We start from the raw sequence: 25,076 nt of genomic DNA, 5'->3' as shown, positions 1-25,076 counted from the left end.
CTTAAAGACCGGCAGCCATGGCTTTGTCGATCAGCCAGTTCAGGTTCGGGCCACGGTCGCTGTTCACTTCCACCGGGCGGCCGGCGAGGCTGCTGTCGAGCGGCTCGTCAGGCTGGATCTGTACGCGGATGTCGGAGGACAGGTCGGCGCTTTTCAGGCTGGTGCTGCTGACGATCTTGCCGGTGCGGGTCTTGTCTTCGCCGGCGATCTGGAAACTCACCGGAGTACCCGGACGCACGTCGCCGAACTGGCGATAGGAGAAGCGCGCATCAACGGTGGCCTGGGTGTTGCGCGGTACCAGTTGGAAGATCACGTCGCCCTTGCTCGCGTACTGACCGTCCGCCACCAGTTGCTGGGCCACGGTGCAATCGCACGGCGAAGTCAGGGTGCCGGTCATTTGCTTGCCGAACAGCTCTTCAACCTTGGCCGGGGACAGTTGATCTTCTTCCAGATGGCCCTTGAGCACGTCGAGCATGCTGGTGCTGAAGGTCGCCAGTGGCGCGCCTTTGGCCGCGACGCCGTCGGACTTGACCAGGCTCTGCACGGTGCCGTCGCGCGGCATGGTGATGTTCATTCCCGGCACGCTGACCAGACCAGCCTGCGCGTGGCTGACGAAGTACATGCCGTACACCGATTTGAAAATGAAACCCGCTGCGACCAGGCCGACCGCGAAGATACCGGCGCTGAACGTCACTGCTTTCAGACGCCCGAACGGGGTCATGCCGGAGCCGCCGTCCTTGACCTTGCGCGCCTTGGTGAAGTTGTCGCGCTGCAGGGTCGCCAGCACTTCGCCGATGCTGACGATGTCGCCGGCCAGGTGCGAAGTGATCAAGTGGCGCAGGGTGGAAATGTCCTGCGGCTCGAGGTTCTGGAACTGGCAGCCGACGCGACCGGTCTGGCGGTCGTAGGAACGCACTTGCAGTTCAACGTCCATGGCGATGCCAAGGTTGTCGATGACGAATTGCAGACGCGCCTTGTACACCTCGCCGATGGTCAGTGGCATTTGCCCGGCGTTGAACGCCAGACCACCGGCCGAGAGGTCCAGGACCCGCGCTTCGACCGGCGTCCGGTCGGGACCGAAGAAGCGCAGTTTGGCCGGGATTTTCACGCGGGCGTGTTGGCGCTGGGCTTCGGATTCATGCACTACGTTGGCGTTGACGGCGGTATTCATAGGGGCGATTTCCTTGTTAATTCAATAGGGGCGGGTCAGACCATCATCAGCAGCACGGCGACAAAAATGCTGCCGGCGGAGAAGGTCATGGTCCGAGACGACCAGGTGTTGAACCAACGTTGAAAGCTGGCGAGATCACGGGTCAGGGATGTGGGTTGGCGCGTCCAGGATTGTTGGTCGAGGCGGAAGAACACGTAGATCTTCACCAGCGCACCGACGATCTGGTTGTAATAAAGAATTGCTGGGTAAGCCGGACCGATCCGGTGACCGGAGCACGACAACAGCAGGGTCAGGATCAGGCGGGTGATGCCGATCCACAGCAGGTAGACCAGGATGAATGCGGTGCCGTACTTGAAGCTGGCGATCATCGCCACGGTCAGGCCGAGCAGCGAAGTCCACATCGATACGCGCTGGTCAAACAGCACCACCGAAGTGAACGCACCGAGGCGTTTTACTCCCAGGCCCAGCGCTCGCGAGTTCTGGCGCAGGTTGTTGCCGTACCAGCGGAACATCAGTTTGCGGCTGGCCTTGATGAAGCTCTTTTCCGGCGGGTGTTCGACGGTGTTGATTGCTGCGTCAGGCACGTAGAAGGTGTCGTAACCGAGGCGCATCAGGCTGAACCAGCTCGACTTGTCGTCGCCGGTCAAAAACTTGAAGCGGCCCAAGCGCCAGTGTTGCAGCGAGTCGCTTTCAACGTCGGCGATGAATTCCGGGTTGGTTACCACGGTGGCGCGGAACACCGACATACGGCCGGTCATGGTCAGCACGCGTTTGGACAGGGCCATCGAGCACATGTTGATGTGGCGCTGGGCGAAACGCAGCTTGTGCCATTCGCTCATGATGTAGCCGCCGCGCACTTCGCAGAACTCGTTGGTGGTCAGGCCGCCGACGTTGCCGAACAGCTGGAACCACGGCACGGTCTTGCGTACGGTGCCTTCGCCGAGCACGGTGTCGCCGTCGATCACGGCTACCACGGCGCGGTCGTCCGGCAAGTGGCGGGAGATCGCGCGGAAACCATAGGCCAGGCCATCACGTTTGCCGGTGCCGGGAATGCGTACGAAGTCGAGCTTCACGCGGTCTGGCGGATTCATCCGTGCCCACAGTGCCTTGACCAGCAGCTCATCGGACATTTCCACGATCGAGCAGACCACGGTGGTCGGCAGTTCGCAGTCGATGGCTTCGCGGATCACCGAGCTGTAGACCTGCGCGGTGGTGAGCGCGTCGATACGGAAACTGGTGACCATCAGGAACACATGCGACGGGTCCGCCGCTTTACCCAGCTTGCGCACTTTGCGGCGCAGGTGCGGGTAAACGATGTAGAGAAAAATCATGCCGCGCACAAAGTGCGTTGCACCCATCGAGTAGCGCCAGATACCCACGGCGCCAATCAGGAAAATGAAGTCCTTCGACTCGGAGTCGAATGTGGACGTGGGCAGCATCAAGGCCAGGCCCATCAGCAGACTGAGATAAAAAAGCCAGCCGGCTGATTGCAGAAAAAAATGTTTGAGCTTGGTCATCAACGTCATCCGAAGGTGAGAAGGCTTCAAGCCGCAAGCTTCGAGCTGCAAGCGAAACGCTTTGGCTGGCAGCTCGAGGCTTGTCGCTTAGGGCTGCTTTACCAGCAGATACCTTCGGTGCGAGTACCGGCGTCGGTGGCTTTGGCCATGAAGCCGACCAGGTCGATGACCTGTTTGCCGTGCGGCGCTTCCTGGGCCAGCGAGCGGAATTTTTCGTCGCGGTTGCCGAGGATGATCACGTCGGAGTTGTCGATCACCGAATCGAAGTCCGAGTTGAGCAGGGACGACACGTGCGGGATCTTCGACTCGATGTAGTCTTTGTTCGCGCCGTGAACACGGGCGTACTCGACGTTGCTGTCGTAGATGCTCAGGTCGTAACCCTTGCCGATCAGCATTTCCGCCAGCTCAACCAATGGGCTTTCGCGCAGGTCGTCGGTGCCGGCCTTGAAGCTCAGGCCGAGCAGGGCGACTTTGCGTTTGTCGTGGCTTTCCACGATGTCGAAGGCGTTCTGCACTTGCGATTCATTACTGCGCATCAGCGAGTTGAGCAGTGGTGCTTCGACGTCCAGCGAACCGGCGCGGTAGGTGAGGGCGCGCACGTCTTTGGGCAGGCACGAACCGCCGAAGGCGAAACCCGGGCGCATGTAGTACTGGGACAGGTTGAGGGTCTTGTCCTGGCAAACCACTTCCATCACTTCACGGCCATCGACGCCGACCGCTTTGGCGATGTTGCCGATCTCGTTGGCGAAGGTCACTTTGGTCGCGTGCCAGACGTTGCAGGTGTACTTGATCATCTCGGCAACGGCGATGTCCTTGCGGATGATCGGCGCGTCGAGCTCTTCGTACAGCGATTGCAGAACGTCGCCGGACGCCTTGTCGAACTCGCCGATGACAGTCATCGGTGGCAGGTCGTAGTCGGCGATGGCGGTGGATTCACGCAGGAATTCAGGGTTGACCGCGACACCGAAGTCGACACCGGCCTTCTTGCCCGAGCAGTCTTCGAGAATCGGGATTACCACGTTGGCAACGGTGCCCGGCAGTACGGTGCTGCGTACGACGATGGTGTGGCGGGTGGTTTTTTCACGCAGAACAAAACCGATCTCGCGGCACACGGCTTCGATGTAGTTCAGTTCGAGGTCGCCGTTCTTTTTGCTCGGCGTGCCGACGCAGATCATCGACAGGTCAGTGTCACGAATCGCTTCGGCGAAGTTGGTCGTGCCACGCAGACGACCGGTCTGGATACCTTGTTGCAGAAGTTCGCCCAGGCCCGGTTCAACAATCGGCGACTTGCCGGCGTTGATCATGTCGATCTTGTCTTTGGCAACATCGACGCCAACTACGTCATGGCCCCGTGCAGACAGGCAACCGGCACATACTGCGCCAACGTAACCCAAACCAAATATGCTGATGCGCATCGCAATTACCTCTGTATATATCAGGCCTTAGAAGGCCGGAGTTAATGGTGTTCAGCGTTCATTAGTGCACTCGAAAGTGCGGCATACAGGCGCCACAATGCCGTGTGCAGGCATACTAAGTTTCGAGTGTCTAAATAAGTGCACTCAAGATGTGCGCAACCAGGCCTTGTTGTTATGACTTGCCCTGTTATGCAGCCGATCTTCTTGATAGAAGACTCTTGTGCAATCGTCTTGCGCGCTCGATGTCAGGATGAAAGTCCCGTAAATCAAGCGGTTGGGTGCTCAGGCGAGCACGTTTATAAGGGCGCGGCCATGGCCTTTGTAGGGGATATAAATGGTGCGTATCTCCTGTCCATCGTCTGTTTTGAGACTAGTTAGTCATCTAGGCAAGTTGCTGTGACAACTTGGTTACATGGCCATCTGCTCTGCGTAAGTTATCTCGTACAAACTCGGCGAGAATCGTTACCGGTGGTATGAGCTATGCATTCGGACGAAGTTCCTGTCCGCTCATCGCGAAATCTGAAATTTCTTGAAATATTGTCAGAGATGGCACTAGTCTCAATTTGATAGCACTTTCGTTTTCGACCTTTAATAACAGGCGAAAAATCACGTTAGATAGTTTTGTGCCACTACGGTGAAAAAAATCAGGTGCCACTACTGAAAAAAATGATCAGTGTCGAGTGAAACTAATCTTAGAAAAGACAGGGAGGTTTTTCTGGCGCCAGTAAAATGGCGAAATGTGGCGAGAGTTTTTTGACATCGTGCGAGCTGCACGACTCCTTATAGAAAGAGTCGTGCATTGGGCATGCTTTATTCGGGGGCGTGGTCGCGCAAAAACACCAGGTTTTCGGGTTTCGACTGTTCGGCGCTGTAGCGATAACCCTGCACATCGAACTGTTTGAGCTGGGCCGGATCGTTGATTTTTTCCTGGATCACGAAACGGCTCATCAGGCCACGGGCCTTTTTCGCGTAGAAACTGATGATCTTGTACTGACCGTTCTTCTGATCCTTGAACTCGGTGTTGATGATCCGCGCGTTCAGCGCCGTGCGTTTTACCGCCGAAAAGTATTCGTTGGACGCCAGGTTAAGCAGCACGTCGTCGCCCTGATCGGCCAGCGCTTCGTTCAGCCATTCGCTGATGCGCGTGCCCCAGAAGGCGTACAGGTCTTTGCCACGGGCGTTGGCCAGTTTGGTGCCCATTTCCAGACGATAGGGTTGCATCAGGTCGAGCGGGCGCAGCAGCCCGTAGAGACCGGAGAGCATGCGCAGGTGTTTTTGCGCGTAGTCGAAATCGGCTTCGCTGAAGGACTGTGCGTCGAGGCCGGTATAGACGTCGCCCTTGAAGGCGAGCAGCGCCTGCTTGGCGTTTTCCGGGGTGAACGCTGGCGTCCAGCTGCCGAAGCGCGCGGCGTTGAGCCCGCCGATCTTGTCCGACACGTGCATCAGATCGCTGATCTGCGCAGGCGTCAGGTCGCGCAACTGCTGGATCAGTTCCTGGGAGTGGTCGAGGTATTGCGGCTGGGTGAAGCGCTGGGTCGCCGGCGGTGTTTCGTAATCGAGGGTCTTGGCGGGGGAAATCACCATCAGCATGAAGTCGTCTCCTTTAATCGTGGGGGCGATTCTAGGGGGTTGTCGGTGTTGACTCCAGCTATGGGGGTTATAGGCAGGTGTAAGTGTCGGCATTTGCGACGGCTGGTGGATCGCTCCCTCACCCTAACCCTCTCCCGGAGGGAGAGGGGACTGACCGCGTGTACTGTCGATTTCCGCCGACCTGAGCTATCGAGTTGAATGCTGATTTTGAAATCCACACAGATCGGCTCCCTCTCCCCCCGGGAGAGGGCTGGGGTGAGGGCGGCGTCCTTCAGCCTTGCACATCAGCTATAGTGCCGCGCGGGTTTTGTTATGGAGACATCCCTTTTGCGCATTGTTCTTTTATTCACCGCGTGGCTGTTGAGCTTCGGTGCCATCGCGGCGCCGGGCGATGTAGCGACGCTGGATCGCAGCACCTGGCCCGAGCAGCTCAGCAATCCGACGCTGTTTGACGTGGCTTCACGGGCGGAAATCCTGATGTTCGCCCGTGTCCTGCTGGGCACCGAGTCGATGGATGAGGCCGCTCTGGCGCAGCGTCTGGGCTTGCGCACGGTCAATATCGATGCGGTCAACATTCTGCGCCAACGCCTCTGGCAGCGCCTGCTGGCCAACTACAACTTCGCCCAGCAAAGCTGCGATCAGGACGCCTCGTTCTGTTTCCTCGTCGAAGACCTGCCGACCCTGCGCGAGCAAGCCGCCAAGTTCGTGGTCAGTGACGACAGCTATTACACCAAGTGGGCGGAGCCGAGCCGTATCTTCCATCTGCAGTATCTGGACGAGTTGATGCGCAAGGCTGCGTTATCGCCGCAGACCAGCAACGAATTCGATCGTTTCGGCGACTACGAGCGTAATGGCGACGAGATGCACGACCGCTTGTTTCTGCTGACCTTCGACAGCGCCGCCAACGTGCAACCGGACAACACCGGTTGGCTCACCGAATACCTGCGCAAGGCAAACCTGAGCGGCACATTCTTTGTGTTGGGCAAGGATATTCAGGCGCGACTTGCTGATCGCTCGGTCAGCAGCCTGCAAGCCGGTTTCTCGAAACAGTGCGTCGGCGTGCAGGGGTGGGAGTTCCGTTCCCACAGCCACTGGCAGGACTGGCAGGATTCGGTGCGGCGCAGCGCTGATCTGGTGAAGAACAAATTGCCGGAAAACTATGTGCCGCTGTTCCGTCCGCCAGAAGGGCAACGCCGCAGCGATGCGCAAGGTTTCTTCAACACCCAAGGCTTGCAAGTCGCGTTATGGGACATAGACGCCCAGGACGGCGCCGGCAAACTCAAGGGCGCACCGAGCGCGCAACGGGTGCTGACCCTGATGTTGCTGTGGCGTCACGGGGTGATCAATTTCAACATGAAGCAGGACGCGGTGAAGACCTCGTTGCCGTGGCTGATCACGCAAACCGCGCAGAGCGGCATTGGTTGGGAAGACTGTCAGGACGCTTTTCGCTGAGAAACGAAGAAAGCCCGGAAACATTGGGCTTGGGGCGATTTTTTTGCAGGATTCGGTGCAGGCGGACTTCCGACTTTAGCGGGGTCTGGGCAGTCCGCCAAGGGCTTTTCGTCACTCTGCAAAATAAACTTAAAAAAACCGTCAAAGTACTTTTTTATGTCATCGGTTTTGGAGTATTACGAAGACAGACCGCCGAAACCTGCAACACAGGTGGCGTCTTCCAAGACCCGTTTGTTTGCAGTCACTTGAATCTCCGCAGGTGAGATTTCGGCAGTCACTTCGAGGCGCAGCACCGCTCAGGTATTGCGTCTACTGGCTCTGACAAAGGTGACCGAGTATGGATGATCACGGACGTAGCCCTTCCTCCAACCAGCCAATCCTTTATGTACTCGATACCAACGTATTGATTCACGATCCAAACGCCCTGCTGAATTTCGAAGAACACCACGTCGCGATCCCGATGACCGTGCTTGAAGAGCTGGACAAGCTCAAGAGCGGGCATCACAGCGTGGCCGCCGAATGCCGTCAGGCCATCCGGCTGATCGACAAGACCCTGGGCGATGCGTCCCCCGAAGATGTCGAACTGGGTGTGCCGATCCAGCGCGGCAAGGGCGGGCCGAAGGGCTTGCTGTCGATTCTGATGAGCAAACAGGCCGAATCGAATCTGATTCTGCCCGAGCATCTGAACGACAACAAAATCATCAACCAACTGATCGATCTGCACACCCGCGACCCGAAAAAACCGGTGGTGCTGGTCACCAAAGACATCAACATGCGCCTCAAGGCGCGCGCCTGCGGTATTGATGCCGAGGATTACAGCACCGACCAACTGGTCGATGACGTGTCCCTGCTGCCCAACGGCTACCACAACATGACCGGCTCTTTCTGGGATCGCGTGAGCAAGGTCGATACGCGTCAGGATCACGGCCGCACCTGGCATCAAGTGCAACTGATCGACAACCTGCCGGCGGTACACATCAACGAGTTCATCATTGATGAACAGGGCTTTGTCGGCTGGATCAAGGAGATTGATGAGGCCAAGCTGCTGATCCTCGATCTGCACCAGGAACCGCTGCTGCATCAAGAAGCCTGGGGTCTCAAGCCACGCGACATTTATCAGAGTCTGGCGTTGTACGCGTTGCTGGATCCGGACATTCATCTGGTCAATCTATCGGGGGCCGCAGGCTCCGGTAAAACCATTCTGGCGCTGGCCGCTGCGATCGAGCAGACCATGGTCAGCAAACGTTATCGTCGCATCATCGCGACTCGCAGCGTGCAGGGCCTGGATCAGGAAATCGGCTTCCTGCCCGGCACCGAAGCGGAAAAAATGGAGCCGTGGCTGGGCGCCATCACCGACAACCTCGAAGCCTTGCACATGGATGACGAAAACACCCATGGCAGCGTCGACTACATCCTCAGCAAAGTGCCGTTGCAGTTCAAATCGCTCAACTACATTCGTGGTCGCAGCTTCCAGCAGAGCCTGATCCTGATCGACGAATGCCAGAACCTTACGCCGCACCAGATGAAAACCATCATCACCCGTGCCGGCGCCGGTTCGAAAGTGGTGTGCCTGGGCAACCTCGCACAAATCGACACCCCTTACCTGTCCGCGACCAGCTCCGGGCTGACCTACCTGACCGAACGCTTCAAGGATTTCCCGAACGGTGTGCACATCACCCTGCAAGGGGTGCCTCGCTCGATTCTGGCCGAATACGCCGAAACGCATTTGTAACCCTTCATCCAGAACCGGGCGGCCCAACAGCCGCCCGGTTTTTTTATGGCTGAACACAAAACCCAATGTGGGAGCGAGCTTGCTCGCGAATGCGGTATGCCAGTCACCATAGATGTAGCCTGATGCACCGCCTTCGCGAGCAAGCTCGCTCCCACAGGGTAAATAGTGAATTCATAATCAATGATGCGGAAATTTGACCCGCAGGTTTACAATCCACGCTCCTGATCAGGAGTAATCCCGTGCTGACTCATCTCGATTCCCAAGGTCGCGCCAACATGGTCGACGTCACCGAAAAAGCCGTGACGTTCCGTGAAGCGACGGCCCAAGCGCTGGTGCGCATGCTCCCCGAAACGCTGCAGATGATCGTCAGCGGCGGCCATCCCAAGGGCGACGTGTTCGCCGTGGCGCGCATTGCCGGCATTCAAGCGGCGAAGAAAACCAGTGATCTGATTCCCCTGTGCCACCCGCTGATGCTCACCGGCGTCAAAGTCGAGCTCAGTGCCGACGGTGAAGACACCGTACGCATCGTCGCCCGTTGCAAACTCTCCGGGCAGACCGGCGTCGAGATGGAAGCGTTGACCGCTGCCAGTGTTGCCGCCCTGACCATTTACGACATGTGTAAAGCCGTCGATCGCGGCATGACCATCGAAAGCGTACGCCTGCTGGAGAAGGTCGGTGGCAAGAGCGGGCACTTTCAAGCGGAGCAGCCATGAACCTGACCGTGAAGTTTTTTGCCCGTTACCGTGAAGCGCTGGGCGTGGATTCGGTAAAGGTTGAAGGTGATTTCGCTACCGTCGACGACGTGCGAGCACTGCTGGCGCAACGTGACGGCGCCGAGGTGCTGAGCGAGCAGAACCTGATGTGTGCGCGCAACGAAGACCTCTGCCAGCTCGACGAGCCAGTGGTCGATGGCGACGAAGTGGCGTTTTTCCCCACCGTGACCGGAGGCTGAGCCATGGCGATTCGCGTGCAGGTCACGCCGTTTGATCCGGGCGCTGAAGTCAACGCGATGCACGCGGCCAATGTCGGCGTCGGCGCGGTGGTGAGCTTTGTCGGCTATGTGCGCGACTTCAACGACGGCCTCGATGTGGCGGGGATGTTCCTCGAACATTATCCGGGCATGACCGAAAAAGCCCTCGGCAAGATCGCCGTTGAAGCCGAACAGCGCTGGCCGCTGTTGAAACTGGAAGTGCTGCATCGCATCGGCGCGCTGGAACCGGGCGAGCCGATCGTGTTTGTCGGCGCCGCCAGTGCCCATCGCCAGGCTGCCTTCGATGCCTGCGCCTTTGTCATGGACTACCTGAAAACCCGCGCACCGTTCTGGAAGAAAGAAATCACCAGCGACGGGCCACGTTGGGTTGAAGGGCGGGACAGTGATCATGCTGCGGCGGATCGCTGGAAAAAGTAATTCCTGTAGCGCCCTTCAGTAAGCCTTCGCGAGCAAGCTCGCTCCCACATGGGACCTGTGTCGTGCACAAATCCAACGTGGGAGCGAGCTTGCTCGCGAAGGGGTCATCTGCAACACCAAAAACTTCGCAGACACTCTCTTCTCCCTGATTGACGGCTTGTACCTATAAGTCCAATATGGATTTCCAAGTACAAAAAAGCTTCATTCTTGCCGCTCAAAGCTCCCCGCTTGCAGCTGCTCTTCTTCATCTTGCCAAACCAACAACAAACCCGCGAGAGAACGAACATGAAGAAACTTCCCCTCATCACCGGTCTGGCCCTCAGCCTGTTGTCCTGCGCCAGCGTGTTCGCCGCCGAGCAAACCCTGCGCATCGGTATCGAAGCCGCTTACCCGCCATTCGCCTCGAAAACCGACAAGGGCGAAATCGTCGGTTTCGACTACGACATCGGCAACGCTTTGTGTGCGCAGATGAAGGTCAAGTGCGTGTGGGTCGAGGGTGAATTCGATGGCCTGATTCCTTCGCTGAAAGTGAAGAAAATCGACATGGCGCTGTCCTCGATGACCATCAACGAAGACCGCAAGAAGTCGGTGGATTTCACTCATAAGTACTACTTCACATCCTCGCGCCTGGTGATGAAGGAAGGCGCCACCGTTGATGATCAATACGCCAGCCTCAAAGGCAAGAACATCGGCGTGCAGCGCGCGACCACCACCGATCGTTATGCCACCGAGGTGTTCGAACCGAAGGGCATCAACGTCAAGCGCTACAGCAACAACGAAGAGATTTACATGGACCTGGCAGCGGGGCGTCTTGATGCTATTTTTGCCGACACCATTCCGCTCAATGACTTTCTGTCGATGCCGCGCGGCAAGGGTTATGCGTTTGTCGGGCCTGAGTTGAAGGATCCGAAGTACGTGGGCGAGGGTGCAGGGATTGCGGTGCGCAAGGGCAATGCCGAACTGGTCAGCCAGTTGAATGGCGCCATTGATGGCATTCGCGCGAGTGGCGAGTACCAGAAGATTTCCGAGAAGTATTTCAAGTCCGACATTTACGGCGACTGATCTACCGCTTTCGCGAGCAGGCTCACTCCTACATTTGGAATGCGTTCCCCCTGTAGGAGTGAGCCTGCTCGCGATGGCGTCAGAGATATCACCGCAAATCTCTAGCTCTTCAATTCCTTCAGGTGTTTGTACACCGTCGCCCGCCCCATGTTCAGCACATTGGCCACATAGTTCGAGGCACTCTTGCCTTTGAACGCGCCTTCGGCGTGCAGCGCCAGCACCAGCTCACGCTTGTGATCGCGGGTCAGCACATTCAGGCTCAGCTGCCGCTCACGCAGCCAGGCGTGGAGGAAAGTGTTGATGCGCTCCTGCCAGTCATCGCGAAACAGTGAGTCCGGTTGCGGGATCAGTTTGCTCGGTGAGAGGAACAGATCCAGCGCCGCCTTGGCATTCTCGAACAGCGAAATATTCAGATTGATGCACAGCACTGCCAGCGGCAGGCCTTCACTGTCGCGCAGGACGCTGCTCAGGCTGCGAATCTTCTGACCATCCCAGTTGAGCTTCTCGTACGGGCCGATATTGCGGTCGCTGACATCCTCGCTGAGCATGTCTTCCAGCGATGAGTCGTCGCCGATCTCGCGTTTGGACAGGTTGTTGGCGATGTAGTCGACCTTCTGCGTGCGCAGGTCGTGCAGCACCACTTCGGCGTGCGGAAAGAACAGTGTGGCGATGGCATCGGCGATGGCGCGGAAGTTATCCAGCGCCGGGTCGAACTCAGGGACGGTCATGACAGTGGAGCTCCAGGCAGCGTCAACGCCCCCGTGATCAGGAGGCGCAGCGAGTGTGCCGCAATCCGTTGGGCGCGTCATCCGGATGGACGATCAGGCGAGGCGGGCAGGGGCGAGCATGGCGCTGCTCAGGCCGAAGTTGCGCAAGTGCTCGGGCAGTGGCTCGCCGCGCACCAATGCCGCACTGGCCTGGCCCATCGCCGGTGAAGTCTGGATGCCATACCCCCCTTGCGCCGCGACCCAGAACAGGCCCGGCACCTGCTGATCAAAACCACTGAGCAAATCACCGTCGGCAACGAAACTGCGCAGCCCGGCCCAGGTGCGGGTCGGGCGGCGGATGGTCAGCGTGGTGGCTTCTTCGATCTGGTAGATACCCATGGCGATGTCCAGTTCTTCCGGCTGCACGTCGTGGGGTTCGACCGGGTCGGCGTTGGCCGGTGAACCGAGGAACATGCCGGCGTCAGGCTTCATGTAGAAGGATTCGTCGAGACTGACCAGCATCGGCCAGTGATGAATGTCGACGCCTTCGGGGCCGGCGAAGATGAATGCGGCGCGGCGTTTCGGTTGCAGGCCCAGCGGCTTGGCGCCGGCCAGTGCGCCGACCTTGTCGGCCCAGGCGCCGGCGGCGTTGATGATCACCGGCGAACTGAAAGTCTGGCCGTTGGTTTGTACGTGCCAGAGACCGTTGGCGTCGCGGTTCAGGCCGAGTACTTCGCAATCGGTGTGCACTTCGCCGTGGTTGCGACGGATGCCGCGCAGGTAACCTTGATGCAGGGCGTCGGTGTCGATGTCGCTGGCGCTTGGATCGTAGATCGCGCCATGGACTTTTTCCCGGCGCAGGATTGGCAGTCGCGCGCAGGCTTCGTCGGCAGTGAGCAACTGCATTTCTGGCACGGTGGCTTTGGCGCTGAGGTATTGGTTGTTGAGTTCGGCAGCGTCACCGGTGAAATCCACGGTCATTTCGCCGCGTGGGGTCAACAGCGGGTGTTCGCAGAAACCGCTGGGCGGGTTGTCGAAAAACGCCCGGCTGGCCTGGGTCAGTGCGCGCACTTGCGGTGTGCCGTAAGCGGCGGTGAACAGCGCGGCGGAGCGCCCGGTGGAGTGATAGGCCGGGTGGGATTCACGTTCGAGTACGATCACTTTGCCGTGCGGCGACAGCCAGAAACCGCTGGAAGCGCCGGCAATCCCGCCGCCGATGATGATGAAGTCTGCCTGGCTCATGAAGGTCTCCTGATGCTCGAAATATGAAAATACACGCAATCCCTGTGGGAGCGAGCTTGCTCGCGAAAGCGATCTATCAGTCAACACATTCGGTGAATGTCAGACCGCATTCGCGAGCAAGCTCGCTCCCACATGGATTGCATCAGGCTTAATTCTGGTGATGGAGGAGATAAACCGCATTGGCGAGGGCAATGTCTTCCAGGCCGAGGCCAATTGAGCGGAAAAACACGTGACGGTCGTAACCCGGGCGCTGCACTTTCTCGCTGAGCAAGTCGGCGAGGTCACCAACAATCGAATCCTGGCTCCAGCCATGCTGTTCACTGGCAATCAACATCTCCCCCGCCGACCCCGGCGTGGTCAGACGATAGTCGCAGAACACCTGCATGTCGTTGAGGCTCTGCGGCGGCACTTCGTGGGCGCGTGGGGCGTTGGTGCTGATCGAGGTGATCAGTGCCGGTTTGCTCAATGCGGCGGGATCGATCACCGGTCCGGCAGACGAAGTGCACAGCATGATCACGTCGGCCTCGGCGATGGCCGCATCACGGCTGTCAGCGATCTTCAGATTGGGCGTGATGGCTTTCAACAGTGCCTGGGTTTGCGCTTCGGCGGCCAGGCTTGGCGAATACAGGCTGATGCTCTGCCAGTTGCGCAGCGATCTCACGTAGTGCAAATGCGCCTGGGCAACCTTGCCGCTGCCGATGATCGCCAGTCGCGTGGCATTCAGCGGCGCGAGGGCGTCGACCGCCACGGCGGTGGTCGCAGCCGTGCGCGCGGTGGTCAGTTCACCGGCATCGCAGAGCAGCAGCGGTTGGCCGGTTTTCATCGATATCAGCAGCGTCCATGCCGTCACCAGCGGGCCTTGCTCACGAACGATGTAGGGCGAGGTCTTCACACCGTACACGCCGTCTTCAGCCAGTACGCCCAAGTAGTTGATGAAGTCGCCGGCACCCTGCGGGAACTCCACCAGTTGTTGCGCCGGCTGCACAGCGTTCCCGGCGGCGAGGTCTCGAAACAGCTTGCGCAATATCTGCGGTACATCGATGCGCGCCAGCAGCTCGCGAGCCTGATGCTGGTCGATCACGTAGGGCTTACTGGACATGTCAGGCTCCGAAAATGCAAACATAAACTTATTTGTCCATTATGGACTTTTAGTTTTGTCGGGCAAGCATCTGATGAAAATCCGCGCGAAAAAAAAGCGCAGTCCGTTGCCGGCTGCGCTTTTCTTTTAAACGTCGCTTACTGCGGACGCTTGCGCTCAACCGCACGCAACAGATGCGTCGGCGGCGTTTCACAGCTGATCTTGCGACCGAGCTTCTCTTCGATGGACGGCAACTGATAGGAGTCGTCCTCACCGGCGAAGCTGATCGACACGCCATCGGCGCCAGCACGACCGGTCCGGCCGATGCGGTGCACGTAGTCGTCCGGGACTTCCGGCAGGGTGAAGTTGATCACGTGGCTGATGCCGTCGATGTGGATGCCGCGACCGGCCACATCAGTGGCGACCAGTACGCGAATCTTGCCCTCGCGGAAACCTTCCAGGGTCTTGATGCGCTTGTGCTGCGGCACGTCGCCGGACAACTGCGCAGCATTCACACCGTCGCGCACCAGACGCTCTTCGATACGGCGGACTTCGTCCTTGCGGTTGGCGAAGACCATCACCCGCTCCCAGCCATTATCGTTGACCAGGTTGTAGAGCAATTTGTACTTGTCGGCACCGGCCACCGCATAGATGTGTTGCTCAACGTTTTCGCTGGCGACGTTGGTGACTTCGATTTCGACAATGGACGGATCGGTCGTCCATTGCTTGGCCAGGTTCATCACGTCTTCAGTGAAGGTCGCGGAGAACAGCAGGGTCTGGCGCTCGGACTTCGGCGGGGTCTGGCGAATGATCTGCCGTACTTGTGGGATGAAACCCATGTCGAGCATGCGGTCGGCTTCGTCCAGCACCATGACTTCGACCATGTCCAGGTGCACATCGCCGCGCTGGTTGAAGTCGAGCAGACGGCCCGGGGTTGCCACAAGAATATCGCAGTGGCGCGCTTCGAGGTGCTTGAGCTGCTTGTCGAAGTCCATACCGCCAACAAACGTCATGACGTTGAGGCCGGTGTACTTGGTCAGGTCAGCGGCATCCTTGGCGATCTGCACCACCAGTTCACGGGTCGGCGCGATGATCAGCGCACGGGGTTCGCCCATGTAGCGTTCTTTCGGCGGCGGCGTTTGCAGCAATTGAGTGATGATCGAGATCAGGAACGCGGCGGTTTTACCGGTACCGGTCTGCGCGCGGCCAATAGCGTCTTTGCCGGCGAGGGTGAAGCCCAGCACCTGCGCCTGGATCGGCGTGCAATACGGGAAGCCCAGATCCTGAATGGCGTGCATCAGTTCTGGTGAAAGCTTGAAATCATGGAAGCGGGTTTTGCCTTCCTGTGGCTCGACGACGAAGTCTTCGAGTTTCCACGGAATTACCGGTGCCTTGGGCTTCGGTTCGCGGCGCGGTCTGGCCGGTTTCGGCTCTTCATTGCGCGCAGGCTCGGCGGCGATTGGCGCGGCCGGAGCGGGTTTCGGGTCTTGCTTCGGTGCTGCTACGGCAGCGGGGCGGTCGGCCTGTGGGGCATCGGTGCGATGACCGGGGGCGTGCGACGGCGCACTGGGAACTGGCGCGAGCTGCTCAGCCTCGCTTTTACCGAACATCTTCTTGAGTGCTTTGAGCACGGTCATCTCATCAATTGGTTAAGGAATGTACGCCGGCCAGTGTAATGCAAGAAACGGGCGCGGCGTAGGGGGAGGGATCAAAGGGCGATTTTAATCTCGACGCTTAGCGCAGGCGCTCACTCAACCAGACACCGATGTCGCGAATCTCCTCGGGTAACACTTCGTGCTCCATTGGGTATTCCTGCCATGTCACGGTGACACCATGCTTCACCAAATGCTCGTAGGCACTGCGGCCCATCGAGTTCTGCACGACGCCATCGAACTGACCGTGCAGGCATAGCGCGGGAATCCGCTGCTGACTGGCTGAAAGCTCCATCTCATCAGTGAAGGTCGGCGCATACGTCGACAACGCCAGCACACCACCCAACGGCCCCTGCCATTTCACAAATGCGCTGTGCAACACCACGGCGCCACCCTGGGAAAAACCGGCGAGGAAAATCCGCGAGGCGTCTATTCCGCTGGCGCGCTCGTTTTCGATCAGTTCGATGATGCGATCCGCTGACGCTTCCAGCTCATCACGATCGATCGCCCGCGCCGGGCTCATGGCTTTAATGTCGTACCAGCTCGGCATGGCATATCCGCCATTTATCGTCACTGGACGAGTCGGCGCCTGTGGCAGCACGAAGCGCGTGCTCAACAGGCTTTCCTGCAACGCTTCAGCCACCGGCAGGAAATCGTAGCGGTCGGCGCCGAGGCCGTGCAGCCAGATCACGCAGGCGTCTGCGGGCTTAACAGGCTGAAGAATCAAGGGCTCGGTCATGTCTGCTCCAAAAATGTGCGGGCGCTCTCATTAAGTGCGTGATTGGAGTGCGCGCCCGGTTGATCCGTTAAGAAGATGTCGCAAGGGTACAAGTTTTGCTATTGACCTGTCGCCGAATCGATTCGGCGAGCGGTGTGGTACGGGCTTTGCTATGGCTTGAACCGTGCAACCGATCTCGCGTGGGCGGTAACACTATCAGTGTACGACCTGCGACGGGATTGCAAAGAATCCGGTGATGGATGTTCGCCAATGGCCGCTACGGGCGCAGCGAACGTGAAAGGGCTACAGCCCGTTCGGCCGATTGGTGAGAAGTGAGTTGTCCATGATGTGGATTTTCTCCTGAAAGACTCATAGCGAAGGTCCTGACGTCGGTTGACCCCAAAAAAAGCCAACACGGGTCAACAACGCCTCAAAAGGGTGCGACTGGACTCAAGCTCCGACACAACAAGAGCAAAACTGGAGGTTTGAATGAAGATGTTGAAATCCACTCTGGCGATCGTGACTGCAGCAACAGTTCTCGGCGTCAGCGGGTTCGCTCAGGCGGGTGCAACCCTGGATGCGGTGCAGAAGAAAGGTTTCGTGCAGTGTGGCGTGAGCGACGGTCTGCCGGGCTTCTCGGTACCGGACGCGACCGGCAAGATCCTCGGGATCGACGCTGACGTCTGCCGCGCTGTGGCCGCTGCCGTATTCGGCGACGCGACCAAGGTCAAATTCAGTCAGTTGAACGCCAAGGAGCGCTTCACCGCACTGCAATCGGGCGAGATCGACATCCTGTCGCGCAACACCACCATGACCAGTTCGCGTGACGCGGGCATGGGCCTGAAATTCCCGGGCTTCATTACCTACTACGACGGCATCGGCTTCCTGGTAAACAACAAGCTGGGCGTGAAGAGTGCCAAAGAGCTGGACGGTGCAACCATCTGCATCCAGGCCGGTACCACCACCGAGCTGAACGTTTCCGACTACTTCCGTGGCAACGGTCTGAAATACACCCCGATCACTTTCGACACCTCCGATGAAAGCGCCAAGTCGCTCGAATCCGGTCGTTGCGACGTGCTGACCTCCGACAAGTCCCAACTGTTTGCCCAGCGCTCCAAGCTGGCGTCGCCGAAGGACTACGTGGTGCTGCCGGAAACCATTTCCAAAGAACCACTGGGCCCGGTCGTACGTAACGGCGACGACGAGTGGCTGGCGATCGTGCGTTGGGTTGGCTACGCGCTGCTCAACACCGAAGAAGCCGGCATCACGTCGAAGAACGTCGAAGCTGAAGCCAAGTCGACCAAGAACCCGGACGTCGCCCGTATGCTCGGCGCTGACGGCGAGTACGGCAAAGACCTGAAACTGCCGAAAGACTGGGTTGTGCAGATCGTCAAACAAGTCGGCAACTACGGCGAAATCTTCGAGAAAAACCTCGGCAAGAGCACTCCGCTGGAAATCGACCGCGGCTTGAACGCCCTGTGGAACAACGGCGGCATTCAGTACGCACCACCAGTGCGCTAATGGTTCTATCACCCGGCGGGCCAACCGCCGGGTGATGTTCTTGTTCCATTTCTTCCGGGGCACTTCATGCAAAATTCAATCGGCGCACCAAAGCAGAGGTTCAGCCTCAGCGATCCACGAGTGCGTGCGTGGCTATTCCAGATCATCACCGTTGTGGCGGTGGTCTCGCTGGGCTGGTACTTGTTCGACAACACGCAAACCAACCTTCAGCACCGGGGCATTACTTCCGGTTTCGGCTTTCTGGAGCGCAGTGCCGGGTTCGGCATCGCTCAACACCTGATCGACTACACCGAAGCGGACAGCTATGCCCGCGTCTTTGTCATCGGTCTGCTCAATACCCTGTTGGTGACCGTGATCGGCGTGGTTCTGGCGACGATCCTCGGCTTCATCATCGGTGTCGCGCGGCTGTCGCAGAACTGGATCATCAGCAAACTGGCGACGGTGTATGTGGAAGTGTTTCGCAACATTCCGCCGCTGCTGCAGATTCTGTTCTGGTACTTCGCGGTATTCCTGACCATGCCGGGGCCGCGCAACAGCCATAACTTCGGCGACACCTTCTTTGTCAGCAGCCGTGGCCTGAACATGCCGGCCGCGCTGGCGGCTGACGGTTTCTGGGCGTTCGTGATCAGCATCGTGGTGGCCATTGTCGGCATCGTGCTGATGACGCGCTGGGCCAACAAGCGCTTTGAAGAAACCGGCGTGCCGTTTCACAAGTTCTGGGTCGGCCTGGCGATTCTGCTGGTGATCCCGACCTTGTGCGCACTGATCTTCGGCGCTCCGCTGCACTGGGAAATGCCCAAGTTGCAGGGCTTTAACTTTGTTGGCGGCTGGGTGCTGATCCCGGAACTGCTTGCCTTGACCCTGGCCCTGACCGTGTACACCGCGGCGTTCATCGCCGAGATCGTGCGTTCGGGGATCAAGTCGGTCAGCCACGGTCAGACCGAAGCGGCGCGTTCGCTCGGCCTGCGCAACGGCCCGACGCTGCGCAAGGTGATTATTCCGCAAGCCCTGCGCGTGATCATTCCGCCGCTGACCAGCCAATACCTCAATCTGGCGAAGAACTCCTCGCTGGCGGCCGGTATCGGTTACCCGGAAATGGTGTCGCTGTTCGCCGGCACCGTGCTCAACCAGACCGGTCAAGCGATCGAGGTGATTGCCATCACCATGAGCGTGTACCTGGCGATCAGTATCAGCATTTCCCTGCTGATGAACTGGTACAACAAGCGCATTGCGCTGATCGAGCGGTAAGGAAAAGCGCATGAGTACTCATACTTTCAAACCCGACATGCCCCCACCGAACAGCAGCATCGGCGTGGTGGCGTGGATGCGCGCGAACATGTTCTCCAGCTGGCTCAACACCCTGCTGACGCTGTTTGCGTTCTATCTGATCTACCTCGTGGTGCCACCGATCCTAAGTTGGGCAATCATTGATGCCAACTGGGTCGGCACCACCCGCGCTGACTGCACCAAGGACGGCGCCTGCTGGGTGTTCATTCAGCAGCGTTTCGGCCAGTTCATGTATGGCTACTACCCGCCGGAGTTGCGCTGGCGCGTGGACCTGACTGTGTGGCTGGCGGTGATCGGCGCGGCGCCTTTGTTCATCTCCCGTGTACCGCATAAAGCGATCTACGGGCTGAGCTTTCTGGTGCTGTACCCGATCATTGCCTTCACCCTGCTGCACGGCGGTTTCGGTCTGACCAATGTGGCGACCAGCCAATGGGGCGGCCTGATGCTGACCCTGGTGATCGCCACCGTCGGTATTGCCGGTGCGTTGCCACTGGGGATTGTGCTGGCGCTGGGTCGACGTTCGAACATGCCGGCGATTCGTGTGGTCTGCGTGACCTTCATCGAATTCTGGCGCGGCGTGCCGTTGATCACCGTGCTGTTCATGTCCTCGGTGATGCTGCCGCTGTTCCTGCCGGAAGGCATGAACTTCGACAAGCTGCTGCGGGCACTGATCGGCGTGATCCTGTTCCAGTCGGCCTATGTGGCCGAAGTGGTGCGCGGCGGTCTGCAAGCGATCCCTAAAGGTCAGTACGAAGCGGCTGCGGCGATGGGCCTCGGTTACTGGCGTTCGATGGGCCTAGTGATTTTGCCGCAAGCCCTGAAGCTGGTGATCCCCGGCATCGTCAACACCTTCATTGCGCTGTTCAAGGACACCAGTCTGGTGATCATCATCGGCCTCTTTGACCTGCTCAACAGCGTCAAGCAAGCCGCTGCCGATCCGAAATGGCTGGGCATGGCCACCGAAGGCTACGTGTTCGCCGCCCTGGTGTTCTGGATTTTCTGTTTTGGTATGTCGCGCTATTCCATGCATCTGGAACGCAAGCTCGACACTGGCCACAAGCGTTAGGAGTTGTGTAAATGAGTGAAGCAATCAAAAAGGCTGTGGGTCCTGAAGGCATTATTCAGATGCAGGGCGTCAACAAGTGGTACGGCCAGTTCCACGTGCTGAAAGACATCAACCTCAACGTCAAACAGGGCGAGCGTATCGTCCTGTGCGGGCCATCGGGGTCGGGTAAGTCGACGACGATTCGTTGCCTCAATCGTCTGGAAGAACACCAGCAGGGCCGCATCGTCGTCGACGGTGTGGAACTGACCAACGACCTCAAGCAGATCGAAGCGATCCGCCGCGAAGTCGGCATGGTGTTCCAGCACTTCAACCTGTTCCCGCACCTGACCATTTTGCAGAACTGCACCCTGGCGCCGATGTGGGTACGCAAGATGCCCAAGCGCAAGGCCGAGGAAATCGCCATGCATTACCTGGAGCGCGTACGCATTCCGGAGCAGGCGCATAAATTCCCGGGGCAACTGTCCGGTGGTCAGCAGCAACGTGTGGCGATTGCTCGCGCCCTGTGCATGAAACCGAAAATCATGCTGTTCGATGAACCGACTTCAGCGCTCGATCCGGAGATGGTGAAGGAAGTACTCGACACCATGATCGGTCTGGCTGAAGACGGCATGACCATGCTTTGCGTGACCCACGAAATGGGCTTTGCCCGCACCGTGGCGAACCGTGTGATCTTCATGGACAAGGGTGAGATCGTTGAACAGGCGGCGCCGAATGACTTCTTCGATAATCCGCAGAATGAGCGGACGAAGTTGTTCTTGAGTCAGATTTTGCATTGATCGAGTCCAGGCATTGAAATAAACCCGGATTGAGTTCCGGGTTTATTTTGTCCGGGGTCAGGAGGTCAATACAGGTTCGTGTTCTGGGTAACGCGCAGCCATTAGCTGCTTGAGATCGTTACCTTGATTGACTGCCTGTACGTCGGCCAACAAATGCGGGTGGCGATCCAGTAGTTGCATCAAGGTGAGCAGCGGTTGAGGAGGAGAAAGCTCGCCCCGCTCGTAGCGTGAAAATGCATTGTGTCCTCCACCCGATAACAACTTCACCGCGCTCCTTTGGGTGAGATGAAGCTTAAGTCGGATGCGTTTCATCTCGGCGCCAATAAGTCGAAGGGAGTCTTCGAGCAAACGATCCCCGGCATCCACGTAGCGTTCAGCGCTGTCGGTGTCCTTGTCAAAAATGATTTCACCGCAAACCCTGCACTCCCAACCGGCAAGAGTGTGCACGAGCCGCGAAAACTGTTTGTAATTGACGGTGAGACTGCGATTTCGAAAATGACTCATTCCTTCTTCGGTGCCGCAACTGATGCACGGTCTTTTGCTCATGTGTTTTTCTCCTTGAAGGAGATTACCGGGGGCCCACCGCCAGAGCAGTAAGTCACTTTGATGTAAATCTCCAAACCACGAAACGAGGTGTGATAAACGTCGTGCCAGTTGCGATGGTTGGCGTAGGACGTCATGGATTTGTAAAGCATGCGCCGCTCAAGCGAGCAGACGATATGCGTCATTGATTCATATGACATGCCCATTTCCCTGCCAGTCTCCAGCGCGCGTCGGGTGAAGGCTTCTTTGCCGCGTCGCACGACATCCGCCTTGATCACCGCCAAGTCGTAATGGGGTGTGTTCTTTTCCATAAGAAACCAGAACCCTGTCCCTGAAATTACCCTTAAAGGGTAATTTTGACCAATCGAAAATGCCGCTCCATGTGTCTCCGATTGACGCTAGGTGGTTGCCGTCCTACACGGGTCTGACTAACATGTCAGAAAATTCATCCTATGATTGGATGAAAGGGCGAATCCTATGTCAGACATTTCTCCACTCATCAAACGATCCCTGGTCGATCAGGCCCTGGATCAACTCCGTCAGCGCATCAACAGCGGTGCCTGGCAGGTCGGCGAGCGATTGCCGACCGAACCCGAGCTGTGCGCCGAACTGGGCATCAGCCGCAACACCGTGCGCGAAGCCATGCGCGTACTCGCATTCTCCGGATTGATCGAGATTCGCCAGGGCGATGGCAGTTATCTGCGCGCAGTGGTTGATCCGATGGATACCCTGAAAGCGCTATCGCAATGCTCGCTGGAACAGGCGCGCGAGACCCGCCACATCCTCGAAGTCGAGGCCATCGGCCTGGCGGCGTCACGTCGTACCGAAGAAGACCTCGTCGCATTGCGCGAGGCACTCGGCACCAGCGGCAGTCACTACCACGGCGATCTCGATACCTACATTGCTTGCGATCTGGTGTTCCACCGTCGTCTGGTCGATGCCGCGCACAACCCGACCCTCAGTGAGCTGTACCGCTATTTCTCCAGCATCGTCGGCGCGCAATTGCGCCAGACCCTGAACATCGTCCCGCGCCGTCAGGAAGTGTTCGACCTGCACATCGAGTTGCTCGATGCGGTCGAGCAACGCGACCCGGAACGGGCCAAAGCCTTGTCGAGGCAATTGATCAATGAACCTTGAAACCGAGAAATCCATGTCCCGCAACGAGATATCCACAACCCCCAAACGCACGGCAGAGCTCGAAGAACTGCTGATCGATGCCGAGGCCGACGACGAGCAAGTGCAACAGAGCCATCCGCTGGTGCGCCGGCCGTGGCTATTGCTGCTGGGTCTGATTCTGGTGGCGCTGAACCTGCGTCCAGCGCTGTCGAGCATGGCGCCGCTGCTCAGCGACGTTTCCAAAAGCCTCGGCTTGTCGGCGGCTCAGGCCGGTCTGCTGACCACGCTGCCGGTGTTGTGCCTCGGTTTGTTTGCGCCACTGGCGCCGATTCTGGCGCGGCGTTTTGGCGCTGAACGGGTGGTGCTGGGGATTCTGCTGACATTGGCCGGCGGGATCATTTTGCGTAGTAACTTCGGTGAGATCGGATTGTTCGCCGGCAGCGTATTGGGCGGCGCGAGCATCGGCATCGTCGGCGTGCTTTTGCCGGGCATCGTCAAACGCGACTTCGCCAAACATGCCGGCACCATGACTGGCGTCTACACCATGGCCCTGTGTCTGGGCGCGGCGATGGCGGCCGGTTCCAGCGTGCCGTTAAGCGAGCATTTTGGTGGCAGCTGGACGATCGGCCTGGGCTTTTGGGTTATCCCGGCGTTGGTGGCTGCGTTGTTCTGGTTGCCGCAAGTCGGGCAGAAACATGGCGCGCACAACGTCGCCTATCGCGTGCGCGGTCTGCTGCGTGATCCGCTGGCCTGGCAGGTGACCTTGTACATGGGCCTGCAATCATCGCTGGCCTACATCGTCTTCGGCTGGTTGCCGTCGATCCTGATCGGTCGTGGACTGACGCCAACCCAGGCCGGTCTGGTGTTGTCCGGTTCGGTGATTATTCAGCTCGCCAGTTCTCTGGCCGCGCCGTGGCTGGCGACCCGTGGCAAGGATCAGCGTCTGGCAATCGTCGTGGTCATGGCGCTGACCCTTGGCGGTCTGTTCGGCTGCCTGTACGCGCCGATCGAAGGCCTGTGGGGCTGGGCGATTTTGCTGGGTCTGGGGCAGGGCGGTACGTTCAGTCTGGCGTTGACGTTGATTGTGCTGCGTTCGCGCGATTCCCATGTCGCGGCGAACCTGTCGAGCATGTCTCAGGGCTTCGGTTACACGCTGGCGTCGATGGGGCCGTTCGCGGTCGGCGTGGTGCATGACTGGACCGGCGGCTGGAATGCCGTGGGCTGGATCTTTGGCATTATCGGCACCGGTGCGATCATTGCTGGCCTCGGTGCCGGGCGTGCGCTGTACGTGCAAGTGCAAAGCGAAAAAATCTGACGCGGTTCAAACTGTAGGAGTGAGCCTGCTCGCGATAGCTTTATACCTGTCAACGTTGCGCTGACTGACACACCGCTATCGCGAGCAGGCTCACTCCTACAAGGTTATGCGTGTTCTCGGTATTCGCTGTGCGAATGCCGATAGTGTTTCTGCGCATTGCGGATTATCGTGCTGGCACTCTGTACCTATTTTGGAGATTGCCCATGAGCGAAGCCCACGCCGCGTTGATCAGCCGCTTCTACCAGGCCTTCCAGCGCCTGGATGCCGAAGCCATGGCCGCCTGCTACACCGACGACGTAGTGTTCAGCGATCCGGCCTTCGGCGAACTGCGCGGGCGCGATGCCGGCGACATGTGGCGCATGCTCACCACCCGCGCCAAAGACTTCTCGCTGACCTTCGACAACGTTCGCGCCGACGAGCGCAGCGGCGGCGCGCATTGGGTCGCGACTTATCTGTTCAGCCAGACCGGCAACATCGTCATCAACGATATCCAGGCCCGTTTCGTGTTTCGTGACGGCAAGATCTGCGAGCACCACGATCATTTTGATCTGTGGCGCTGGTCGCGTCAGGCGCTGGGTTTCAAAGGCCTGCTGCTGGGCTGGACACCGCTGGTGCGCAACGCCGTACGTGCGCAGGCGCTGAAGGGACTGAAGGCATTCCAGGCCGGTCGCTGATAATATCGCCGCCTGTTTCCTACACGTCTTGATC

Annotated in this window: 24 protein-coding genes; 13 read left to right on the top strand and 11 right to left on the bottom strand. The window is 58.7% G+C overall.

Going from position 1 to position 25,076, the window contains the following annotated elements; genetic code table 11:
* Position 1: 1 nt before the first annotated feature.
* The 4 genes from HUW52_RS26410 to yaaA all read right to left on the bottom strand — a co-directional run bounded on the left by HUW52_RS26410 (position 2) and on the right by yaaA (position 5,693).
* The gene (locus tag HUW52_RS26410) at positions 2–1,171 is read right to left on the bottom strand and encodes an alginate biosynthesis protein Alg44 (RefSeq protein ID WP_016985182.1); all 1,170 of its coding nucleotides are present in this window, start codon (positions 1,169–1,171) and stop codon (positions 2–4) included.
* 35 nt (positions 1,172–1,206) lie between these two features.
* Positions 1,207–2,688 (bottom strand): mannuronan synthase, encoded by a 1,482-nt coding sequence (alg8, locus tag HUW52_RS26405; protein WP_175555292.1) that lies wholly within the window; start codon positions 2,686–2,688, stop codon positions 1,207–1,209.
* Positions 2,689–2,786: 98 nt separating this feature from the next.
* Complete coding sequence (locus HUW52_RS26400; RefSeq protein WP_016985180.1) at positions 2,787–4,103, bottom strand: nucleotide sugar dehydrogenase; 1,317 nt, start codon at positions 4,101–4,103, stop codon at positions 2,787–2,789.
* Positions 4,104–4,913: 810 nt separating this feature from the next.
* Entirely contained in the window at positions 4,914–5,693 is a 780-nt protein-coding gene (gene yaaA / locus HUW52_RS26395) for a peroxide stress protein YaaA (RefSeq protein WP_175555291.1), read from the bottom strand.
* A gap of 327 nt (positions 5,694–6,020) precedes the next feature.
* On the opposite strand from yaaA, the gene HUW52_RS26390 reads away from it, so the two are divergent.
* From HUW52_RS26390 to HUW52_RS26365, 6 genes are all read left to right on the top strand, one after another.
* Positions 6,021–7,145 carry a polysaccharide deacetylase family protein gene (locus HUW52_RS26390; protein ID WP_175555290.1) on the top strand — a complete coding sequence of 375 codons (1,125 nt, stop codon included), beginning with the start codon at positions 6,021–6,023 and terminating at the stop codon, positions 7,143–7,145.
* Positions 7,146–7,482: 337 nt separating this feature from the next.
* On the top strand, positions 7,483–8,877 hold the full coding sequence (locus HUW52_RS26385; RefSeq protein ID WP_016985016.1) for a PhoH family protein: 1,395 nt from the start codon (positions 7,483–7,485) through the stop codon (positions 8,875–8,877).
* Between the two features lie 239 nt (positions 8,878–9,116).
* On the top strand, positions 9,117–9,590 hold the full coding sequence (gene moaC / locus HUW52_RS26380; protein ID WP_016985015.1) for a cyclic pyranopterin monophosphate synthase MoaC: 474 nt from the start codon (positions 9,117–9,119) through the stop codon (positions 9,588–9,590).
* Positions 9,587–9,829 carry a MoaD/ThiS family protein gene (locus HUW52_RS26375; protein WP_016985014.1) on the top strand — a complete coding sequence of 81 codons (243 nt, stop codon included), beginning with the start codon at positions 9,587–9,589 and terminating at the stop codon, positions 9,827–9,829. Before moaC ends, HUW52_RS26375 begins: the two co-directional genes overlap by 4 nt.
* Before the next feature lie 3 nt (positions 9,830–9,832).
* A complete protein-coding gene (gene moaE, locus HUW52_RS26370; RefSeq protein WP_175555289.1) occupies positions 9,833–10,285 on the top strand; it encodes a molybdopterin synthase catalytic subunit MoaE in 453 nt (150 codons plus the stop codon).
* Positions 10,286–10,570: 285 nt separating this feature from the next.
* Positions 10,571–11,347, top strand: a complete 777-nt coding sequence (locus HUW52_RS26365) for an ABC transporter substrate-binding protein (RefSeq protein ID WP_175555288.1) — start codon at positions 10,571–10,573, stop codon at positions 11,345–11,347.
* 101 nt (positions 11,348–11,448) lie between these two features.
* Here HUW52_RS26365 and HUW52_RS26360 read toward each other — a convergent pair whose 3' ends face one another.
* From HUW52_RS26360 to HUW52_RS26340, 5 genes are all read right to left on the bottom strand, one after another.
* Entirely contained in the window at positions 11,449–12,075 is a 627-nt protein-coding gene (locus HUW52_RS26360) for a transcriptional regulator (protein ID WP_175555287.1), read from the bottom strand.
* Positions 12,076–12,168: 93 nt separating this feature from the next.
* Positions 12,169–13,296 carry an FAD-binding oxidoreductase gene (locus tag HUW52_RS26355; protein WP_175555286.1) on the bottom strand — a complete coding sequence of 376 codons (1,128 nt, stop codon included), beginning with the start codon at positions 13,294–13,296 and terminating at the stop codon, positions 12,169–12,171.
* Between the two features lie 148 nt (positions 13,297–13,444).
* The gene (locus HUW52_RS26350; RefSeq protein WP_175555285.1) at positions 13,445–14,395 is read right to left on the bottom strand and encodes an ornithine cyclodeaminase family protein; all 951 of its coding nucleotides are present in this window, start codon (positions 14,393–14,395) and stop codon (positions 13,445–13,447) included.
* 137 nt (positions 14,396–14,532) lie between these two features.
* On the bottom strand, positions 14,533–16,011 hold the full coding sequence (rhlB, locus tag HUW52_RS26345) for an ATP-dependent RNA helicase RhlB (RefSeq protein ID WP_175555284.1): 1,479 nt from the start codon (positions 16,009–16,011) through the stop codon (positions 14,533–14,535).
* Between the two features lie 97 nt (positions 16,012–16,108).
* Positions 16,109–16,765 carry an alpha/beta hydrolase gene (locus HUW52_RS26340; RefSeq protein ID WP_175555283.1) on the bottom strand — a complete coding sequence of 219 codons (657 nt, stop codon included), beginning with the start codon at positions 16,763–16,765 and terminating at the stop codon, positions 16,109–16,111.
* 468 nt (positions 16,766–17,233) lie between these two features.
* Here HUW52_RS26340 and HUW52_RS26335 point away from each other — a divergent pair, with 468 nt between their 5' ends.
* The 4 genes from HUW52_RS26335 (at position 17,234) to HUW52_RS26320 (ending at position 21,394) form a co-directional block, all read left to right on the top strand.
* Positions 17,234–18,265: an amino acid ABC transporter substrate-binding protein gene (locus tag HUW52_RS26335; protein ID WP_007914328.1), complete on the top strand. Its 1,032-nt coding sequence runs from the start codon at positions 17,234–17,236 to the stop codon at positions 18,263–18,265.
* A 66-nt stretch (positions 18,266–18,331) separates the two neighbouring features.
* The gene (locus HUW52_RS26330) at positions 18,332–19,513 is read left to right on the top strand and encodes an amino acid ABC transporter permease (protein WP_175555282.1); all 1,182 of its coding nucleotides are present in this window, start codon (positions 18,332–18,334) and stop codon (positions 19,511–19,513) included.
* Between the two features lie 10 nt (positions 19,514–19,523).
* The gene (locus HUW52_RS26325) at positions 19,524–20,618 is read left to right on the top strand and encodes an amino acid ABC transporter permease (RefSeq protein WP_175555281.1); all 1,095 of its coding nucleotides are present in this window, start codon (positions 19,524–19,526) and stop codon (positions 20,616–20,618) included.
* An 11-nt stretch (positions 20,619–20,629) separates the two neighbouring features.
* Complete coding sequence (locus HUW52_RS26320; protein WP_175555280.1) at positions 20,630–21,394, top strand: amino acid ABC transporter ATP-binding protein; 765 nt, start codon at positions 20,630–20,632, stop codon at positions 21,392–21,394.
* 57 nt (positions 21,395–21,451) lie between these two features.
* On the opposite strand, the gene HUW52_RS26315 is transcribed toward HUW52_RS26320, so the two are convergent.
* Complete coding sequence (locus HUW52_RS26315) at positions 21,452–21,940, bottom strand: type II toxin-antitoxin system MqsA family antitoxin (RefSeq protein ID WP_175555279.1); 489 nt, start codon at positions 21,938–21,940, stop codon at positions 21,452–21,454.
* Positions 21,937–22,248, bottom strand: a complete 312-nt coding sequence (locus tag HUW52_RS26310; protein ID WP_016985005.1) for a type II toxin-antitoxin system MqsR family toxin — start codon at positions 22,246–22,248, stop codon at positions 21,937–21,939. The genes HUW52_RS26315 and HUW52_RS26310 overlap by 4 nt, the downstream gene beginning before the upstream one ends.
* A gap of 166 nt (positions 22,249–22,414) precedes the next feature.
* Here HUW52_RS26310 and HUW52_RS26305 point away from each other — a divergent pair, with 166 nt between their 5' ends.
* The 3 genes from HUW52_RS26305 (at position 22,415) to HUW52_RS26295 (ending at position 25,042) form a co-directional block, all read left to right on the top strand.
* Complete coding sequence (locus HUW52_RS26305) at positions 22,415–23,074, top strand: FadR/GntR family transcriptional regulator (RefSeq protein WP_016985004.1); 660 nt, start codon at positions 22,415–22,417, stop codon at positions 23,072–23,074.
* Positions 23,064–24,368 (top strand): CynX/NimT family MFS transporter, encoded by a 1,305-nt coding sequence (locus HUW52_RS26300; RefSeq protein ID WP_175555278.1) that lies wholly within the window; start codon positions 23,064–23,066, stop codon positions 24,366–24,368. Before HUW52_RS26305 ends, HUW52_RS26300 begins: the two co-directional genes overlap by 11 nt.
* Before the next feature lie 203 nt (positions 24,369–24,571).
* Positions 24,572–25,042, top strand: a complete 471-nt coding sequence (locus HUW52_RS26295; protein ID WP_016985002.1) for a nuclear transport factor 2 family protein — start codon at positions 24,572–24,574, stop codon at positions 25,040–25,042.
* The last annotated feature ends 34 nt before the right edge of the window (positions 25,043–25,076 follow it).

It is taken from the genome of Pseudomonas sp. 43A (assembly GCF_013363935.1).
Taxonomy (GTDB): Bacteria; Pseudomonadota; Gammaproteobacteria; order Pseudomonadales; family Pseudomonadaceae; genus Aquipseudomonas; species Aquipseudomonas crudilactis.
Note: the sequence above shows the minus strand (reverse complement) of the source record. Positions and strands in the feature narration are given on the sequence as shown.

Excerpts from the sequence above, each read along its gene's own strand:
- HUW52_RS26410 (WP_016985182.1), bottom strand. The coding sequence starts at position 1,171 with ATGAATACCGCCGTCAACGCCAACGTAGTGCATGAATCCGAAGCCCAG.
- alg8 (WP_175555292.1), bottom strand. The coding sequence starts at position 2,688 with ATGACCAAGCTCAAACATTTTTTTCTGCAATCAGCCGGCTGGCTTTTT.
- HUW52_RS26400 (WP_016985180.1), bottom strand. The coding sequence starts at position 4,103 with ATGCGCATCAGCATATTTGGTTTGGGTTACGTTGGCGCAGTATGTGCC.
- yaaA (WP_175555291.1), bottom strand. The coding sequence starts at position 5,693 with ATGCTGATGGTGATTTCCCCCGCCAAGACCCTCGATTACGAAACACCG.
- HUW52_RS26385 (WP_016985016.1), top strand. The coding sequence starts at position 7,483 with ATGGATGATCACGGACGTAGCCCTTCCTCCAACCAGCCAATCCTTTAT.
- HUW52_RS26375 (WP_016985014.1), top strand. The coding sequence starts at position 9,587 with ATGAACCTGACCGTGAAGTTTTTTGCCCGTTACCGTGAAGCGCTGGGC.
- moaE (WP_175555289.1), top strand. The coding sequence starts at position 9,833 with ATGGCGATTCGCGTGCAGGTCACGCCGTTTGATCCGGGCGCTGAAGTC.
- HUW52_RS26365 (WP_175555288.1), top strand. The coding sequence starts at position 10,571 with ATGAAGAAACTTCCCCTCATCACCGGTCTGGCCCTCAGCCTGTTGTCC.
- HUW52_RS26360 (WP_175555287.1), bottom strand. The coding sequence starts at position 12,075 with ATGACCGTCCCTGAGTTCGACCCGGCGCTGGATAACTTCCGCGCCATC.
- HUW52_RS26355 (WP_175555286.1), bottom strand. The coding sequence starts at position 13,296 with ATGAGCCAGGCAGACTTCATCATCATCGGCGGCGGGATTGCCGGCGCT.
- HUW52_RS26350 (WP_175555285.1), bottom strand. The coding sequence starts at position 14,395 with ATGTCCAGTAAGCCCTACGTGATCGACCAGCATCAGGCTCGCGAGCTG.
- rhlB (WP_175555284.1), bottom strand. The coding sequence starts at position 16,011 with ATGACCGTGCTCAAAGCACTCAAGAAGATGTTCGGTAAAAGCGAGGCT.
- HUW52_RS26340 (WP_175555283.1), bottom strand. The coding sequence starts at position 16,765 with ATGACCGAGCCCTTGATTCTTCAGCCTGTTAAGCCCGCAGACGCCTGC.
- HUW52_RS26335 (WP_007914328.1), top strand. The coding sequence starts at position 17,234 with ATGAAGATGTTGAAATCCACTCTGGCGATCGTGACTGCAGCAACAGTT.
- HUW52_RS26330 (WP_175555282.1), top strand. The coding sequence starts at position 18,332 with ATGCAAAATTCAATCGGCGCACCAAAGCAGAGGTTCAGCCTCAGCGAT.
- HUW52_RS26325 (WP_175555281.1), top strand. The coding sequence starts at position 19,524 with ATGAGTACTCATACTTTCAAACCCGACATGCCCCCACCGAACAGCAGC.
- HUW52_RS26320 (WP_175555280.1), top strand. The coding sequence starts at position 20,630 with ATGAGTGAAGCAATCAAAAAGGCTGTGGGTCCTGAAGGCATTATTCAG.
- HUW52_RS26315 (WP_175555279.1), bottom strand. The coding sequence starts at position 21,940 with ATGAGCAAAAGACCGTGCATCAGTTGCGGCACCGAAGAAGGAATGAGT.
- HUW52_RS26310 (WP_016985005.1), bottom strand. The coding sequence starts at position 22,248 with ATGGAAAAGAACACACCCCATTACGACTTGGCGGTGATCAAGGCGGAT.
- HUW52_RS26305 (WP_016985004.1), top strand. The coding sequence starts at position 22,415 with ATGTCAGACATTTCTCCACTCATCAAACGATCCCTGGTCGATCAGGCC.
- HUW52_RS26300 (WP_175555278.1), top strand. The coding sequence starts at position 23,064 with ATGAACCTTGAAACCGAGAAATCCATGTCCCGCAACGAGATATCCACA.
- HUW52_RS26295 (WP_016985002.1), top strand. The coding sequence starts at position 24,572 with ATGAGCGAAGCCCACGCCGCGTTGATCAGCCGCTTCTACCAGGCCTTC.